Annotated in this window: 6 protein-coding genes; 3 read left to right on the forward strand and 3 right to left on the reverse strand. The window is 57.8% G+C overall.

Annotated elements, in window-relative coordinates:
• Window positions 1-157 precede the first annotated feature (157 nt).
• Complete coding sequence (locus tag Q0Z69_RS16550; protein ID WP_298035505.1) at window positions 158-385, reverse strand: helix-turn-helix domain-containing protein; 228 nt, start codon at window positions 383-385, stop codon at window positions 158-160.
• 89 nt (window positions 386-474) lie between these two features.
• Between Q0Z69_RS16550 and Q0Z69_RS16555 the strand changes: the two genes are divergently transcribed.
• Window positions 475-639 carry a hypothetical protein gene (locus Q0Z69_RS16555; RefSeq protein ID WP_298035506.1) on the forward strand — a complete coding sequence of 55 codons (165 nt, stop codon included), beginning with the start codon at window positions 475-477 and terminating at the stop codon, window positions 637-639.
• A gap of 46 nt (window positions 640-685) precedes the next feature.
• Here Q0Z69_RS16555 and Q0Z69_RS16975 read toward each other — a convergent pair whose 3' ends face one another.
• Window positions 686-763, reverse strand: coding sequence for a formate--tetrahydrofolate ligase (locus Q0Z69_RS16975; protein WP_367272347.1), 78 nt, complete (start codon window positions 761-763; stop codon window positions 686-688).
• Window positions 764-900: 137 nt separating this feature from the next.
• Window positions 901-2,574: a formate--tetrahydrofolate ligase gene (locus Q0Z69_RS16560; RefSeq protein WP_367272346.1), complete on the reverse strand. Its 1,674-nt coding sequence runs from the start codon at window positions 2,572-2,574 to the stop codon at window positions 901-903.
• 617 nt (window positions 2,575-3,191) lie between these two features.
• On the opposite strand from Q0Z69_RS16560, the gene abc-f reads away from it, so the two are divergent.
• Window positions 3,192-4,667, forward strand: a complete 1,476-nt coding sequence (abc-f, locus tag Q0Z69_RS16565) for a ribosomal protection-like ABC-F family protein (protein ID WP_298035507.1) — start codon at window positions 3,192-3,194, stop codon at window positions 4,665-4,667.
• Entirely contained in the window at window positions 4,664-4,792 is a 129-nt protein-coding gene (locus Q0Z69_RS16570; RefSeq protein ID WP_298035508.1) for a hypothetical protein, read from the forward strand. The genes abc-f and Q0Z69_RS16570 overlap by 4 nt, the downstream gene beginning before the upstream one ends.
• Window positions 4,793-4,991: the final 199 nt, after the last annotated feature.

Genomic DNA, 4,991 nt, shown 5'->3' on the forward strand with positions numbered 1-4,991 from the left:
GGGACGTGCTGCCGCACCCCCGCACGGTGGGCAACGCGGAGTTCTAATTCGAGGGGGAGCTTGCTCCCCCTCGACCTTTCCCTCCTCGTGAGGCCCTGCGGGCAACGAAAAAGGACGGCTTTCAGCCGTCCTTTTTTCGTATTTCAAATAAAGCGCTCTATTTGCGTTTACCAGGCGGATAAGGCGTTTTTTCATCGGTACGCCCCAGCAAATAATCTACGCTGGTGCCATAAAAATCTGCCAGCTTGTCCGCAAGTTCCAAAGGAAGCGGCCGCTCGCCCCGTTCATATTTGGAATACAGGCTTTGATCGCACAGCAGTGCGGCGGCCACGTTTTTTTGCTTTAGATCCTGATCCTCCCGCATGTCACGAATTCGCAATTTCATAAGCATCACCTGATGCCAGTATATTTTGTCCATATTGTCCTATTGAGTTATTGGACAATATGTCCTAAAATATACTGGAGGTGATTGAAATGATTGACTACAAGGCCCCGTATTTTCAACTGTTCAACGCATTATCAGACGCAATTTCTGCCTTGAAAGCTCAAAATTTTGGACAGGCCAGCGATATTCTCATCCAGGCTCAGCAGATGGCGGAGGAAAGCGTCATTTCCCAGCCAAAAAATCATGCATCATAACAAAATGACCGCCGGAGCATATGCTCCGGCGGTCATATGTTATGCCTCAGAACAATCCCGTGATCTTGCCGTTCTCGTCCACGTCGATCTTCTCGGCGGCAGGCACCTTGGGCAGGCCCGGCATGGCTCCCCACGGAGCGGCACGCTCCGTGGGGGCCCCTCTTTTATTTCAATGCTCGGCGGAAATGAATTCCGCCTCCGCCAAGGTTTTGCCTGCGGCAAAACACTTGCACGCCGCACTTGCGGCGGCATGACCATGCCTCAGAACAATCCCGTGATCTTGCCGTTCTCGTCCACATCGATCTTCTCGGCGGCAGGCACCTTGGGCAGGCCCGGCATGGTCATGATGTCGCCGGTCAGGGCCACCAGGAAGCCCGCTCCGGCGGAGACCTTCAAATTCCGCACCGTGATGGTGAAATCCCTGGGCGCGCCCAGCTTGGTCTGGTCGTCGGAGAAGGAATACTGGGTCTTCGCCATGCAGATGGGCAGTTTGTCAAAGCCCAAGGCCTCCAGCTCCTTCATCTGCTTCCTGGCCCCGGCGGTCAGCTCCACGCCGTCGGCGTGGTAGATCTTCCGGGCGATGTCGTTCAGCTTCTTTTCGATGCTGTCCTCCGTGTCATAGGCGAAGCGGAAGTCACTGGGCTGTTCGCACAGGCGCACGACTTCCTCCGCCAGGGCGATGCCGCCCTCGCCGCCCTTGGCCCAGACCTCGCTGAGGGCCACGTTCACACCCAGCTCCCGGCACTTGTCCTCGACGAGTTTCAACTCGGCGGCAGTGTCGGTGGGGAAGGCGTTGATGGCCACCACGCAGGGCAGGCCGTAGACCTGGGTGATGTTCTCCACATGCTGGAGCAGGTTGGGCAGGCCCTTTTCCAGAGCCTCCAGGTTTTCCGTGTTCAGCTCCGTCTTCGGCACGCCGCCGTGGTTCTTCAGCGCCCGGACGGTGGCCACCACCACCACGGCGCTGGGCGTCAGGCCCGCCAGACGGCACTTGATGTCCAGGAATTTCTCCGCGCCCAGGTCCGCGCCGAAGCCCGCTTCGGTGACGGTGTAATCCGCCAGCCGCAGGGCCATCTTGGTAGCCATCACAGAGTTGCAGCCATGGGCGATGTTGGCGAAGGGGCCGCCATGGATAAAGGCGGGGGTGCCCTCTAAAGTCTGGACCAGGTTGGGCTTCAAAGCGTCCTTCAGCAGGGCGGCCATGGCGCCCTCGGCCTTCAGGTCGTGGGCGGTGACGGGTCGGCCGTCATAGGTGTAGCCCACCACCATGCGGCCCAGCCGGGCCTTCAGGTCGGGGATGTCGGCGGACAGGCACAGCACCGCCATGATCTCGCTGGCTACGGTGATGTCGAAGCCGTCCTCTCGGGGAACGCCCTGCATCCGGCCGCCCAGGCCGTCCACGATGTTCCGGAGCTGGCGGTCGTTCATATCCACGCAGCGCTTCCAGGTGATGCGCTTAACGTCGATGCCAAGGGCATTGCCCTGCTGGATGTGGTTGTCCAGCATCGCCGCACACAAATTGTTGGCGGCGCCGATGGCGTGGAAATCGCCGGTAAAGTGGAGGTTGATATCCTCCATGGGCACCACCTGGGCATAACCGCCGCCGGCGGCTCCGCCCTTCACGCCGAACACAGGGCCGAGAGACGGTTCCCGCAGCGCCACCAGCGTGTTCTTCCCCAGCCTCCGCATGGCGTCAGCCAGGCCCACGGTGGTGGTGGTCTTGCCCTCGCCGGCGGGGGTCGGATTGATCGCGGTGACCAGGATCAGCTTGCCGTCGGGGCGCTCGCTTTCCCGCAGCAGGCGGTAGTCCACCTTGGCCTTGTAATTGCCGTATAGTTCCAAATACTGATCGTCCACCCCGGCGGTCTGGGCAATTTCAGTGATGGGCCGCATGGCGCAGGCCTGGGCGATCTCAATGTCAGAGAGAATGTTCATAGGCGTCCTCCAATCTATATCCAATAAAAGGTAGTACTTATTACTGCGTCTGTCAAATATACCATGAAATCTGAAAAAAAGGAAGAGGCTTTTTAGAAATGAGTCGTATATTTTCGCAAGTTTAATATTAGGATAACTTATAGCTTGACAGATCAAGATGGGCCTTGTTATAATCAAATAACTTGGAAAGTGATAAAACCACTTTCCAAGTGTCGCAGCGCATATGCGCTGTGACAAGCCGCTGCCGCGGCCTTGATTTGGATTTCATAGCCAATGGCTGTGCGCTTTGCGCACGGCGGGCATCGCCCGCCTGAAAAATAGCTTTGCTATTTTTCAAGTTCATTGACTATATAATGAGTGCACATTCAAAAGAGAGAGGTGGAAGGATGAAGTCTGCTTCCTGCTGAACAAAATACGGCACCGCGCTCCTTGAGAGCGTGAAACGGCTGCTGGCCGCCTCCTTGTGGAGGCGTATTTGCCGTGGGTGCTGAAAGCAGGAAAGCGAACTCCTTCTATGCTGTGGATCAGACATCCCCGCTGAAAAGCGGGGTACTGTGCCGATGCCACGAGCCGCAGGAACGGTTTCCTGCGGCTCATTTTGCATAGGAGGGATGCGTATGTCCATGATCCAGGCCGATGGCCTGACATTTGCCTATCCGGGCAGCTATGATAATGTGTTTGAAAAGGCCTGTTTCCAGTTCGACACTGATTGGAAGCTGGGCATTCTGGGCCGCAACGGACGGGGAAAGACGACCCTGCTGCGGCTGCTGATGGGAAGGTATCCATACAGCGGCAGTATCTCCGGCGTACCGTCCTGCGCCTGCTTTCCCCAAGAGGTAAGAGGCCCTGACCGCATAACGCTGGACGTTCTCAGCCAGGTCTGTCCGGCGGCGGAGGAGTGGGAATTTCTGCGGGAGACCGGGCTGCTGGGCGTGGACCCGGAGGCGCTGTACCGGCCCTTTCCCACACTTTCCAACGGAGAGCGGACGAAATGCCTGCTGGCGGCGCTGTTTTGCAGCAGGGAGCGCTACCTGCTCATTGACGAGCCGACGAACCATCTGGACGCCGCCGCACGGCGGGTCGTATCGTCCTATCTGCGGCGGAAGGGGGGCTTTTTGCTGGTGTCTCATGACCGGGATTTTCTGGACGGCTGTGTGGACCACATTCTGGCTTTTACCAAAACGGATTTTGAGGTGCAGAGCGGCAATTTTTCTACCTGGTGGGAAAACATGGAGCGGCGCAACGTTTTTGAGCAGGCGAAAAACGAGCGGCTGAAAAAGGAGGTGGACCGTCTAGGGCAGGCGGCGGCCCGCACCTCCAACTGGTCTGACAAAGTGGAGTCCACCAAGACCGGACTGGGAAAAAGCGGTCCGATGGACCGGGGCTTTGTGAGCCATAAGTCCGCCAAAATGATGCGGCGGACCAAGTCCATCCAACAGCGGCGGCAGAAGGCGCTGGAAGAGGCATCCAGCCTGCTGCAGGATCTGGAGAAGGCCGAATCTTTGAAGCTGCGGCCCCTGACTGCCCGGGGGCGGCTTCTGCATCTGGCGGATGTGTCGCTGTTTTATGGAGAGAAGCGAGCCTGCGGCCCGCTGGCTTTCCAGTTGGAGCCGGGGGAGAGAATCGCGCTGGACGGGAGGAACGGCAGTGGGAAATCCACGCTGCTGAAGTGGCTGCGGGGAGAAACCAGCATGACCAGCACCGGGACGGTGAAACGGCTGTCGGGACTGACAGTTTCCTATGTGCCGCAGAATACGTCTCACCTGCGGGGAAACCCGCGGGATTATGCCCGAGCGAACGGCGTGGATGAAACGCTGCTGCTGGCGATCCTGCGGAAGCTGGACTTTCCTCGGGTCCAGTTTGAAAAGGACATGGAACACTGGTCCGCCGGGCAGAAGAAAAAACTTCTTATTGCCCGGAGCCTCTGTGAGAGTGCACATTTGTATATCTGGGATGAGCCACTGAATTATATCGATGTGTGGTCCCGGATGCAGATCGAGGAACTGCTGCTGGAATTCCAGCCCACCATGCTGTTTGTGGAGCATGACGAGGCGTTTCGGCGAAAAATCGCCACAGGGACTGTGGAACTGTGACAGCAATCACTCATAAAACAATAAAATTGTTTTATTGGGACCGCATGAGCGGCCCTGGCGGCGAAGCCGCCTGTGGTGATGTCGGCCATTCTTTTTCTGCGCGCCGCAATAAAAAACTTTTTTAAAGTTTTTTATGATGCAACAGTATGAAACGCCTCTGCGAGGCGGCAGTGGATCGGAAGCATATAGAAAAGGACGGCTTTCAGCCGTCCTTTTTCATCGCCCGCAGGGCCTCACGAGGAGGGGGAGGTCGAGGGGGAGCAAGCTCCCCCTCGAATTAGAACTCCGCGTTGCCCACCGTGCGGGGGTGCGGCAGCACGTCCC

It is taken from the genome of uncultured Dysosmobacter sp., from assembly GCF_947631165.1.
GTDB lineage: Bacteria > Bacillota > Clostridia > Oscillospirales > Oscillospiraceae > Oscillibacter.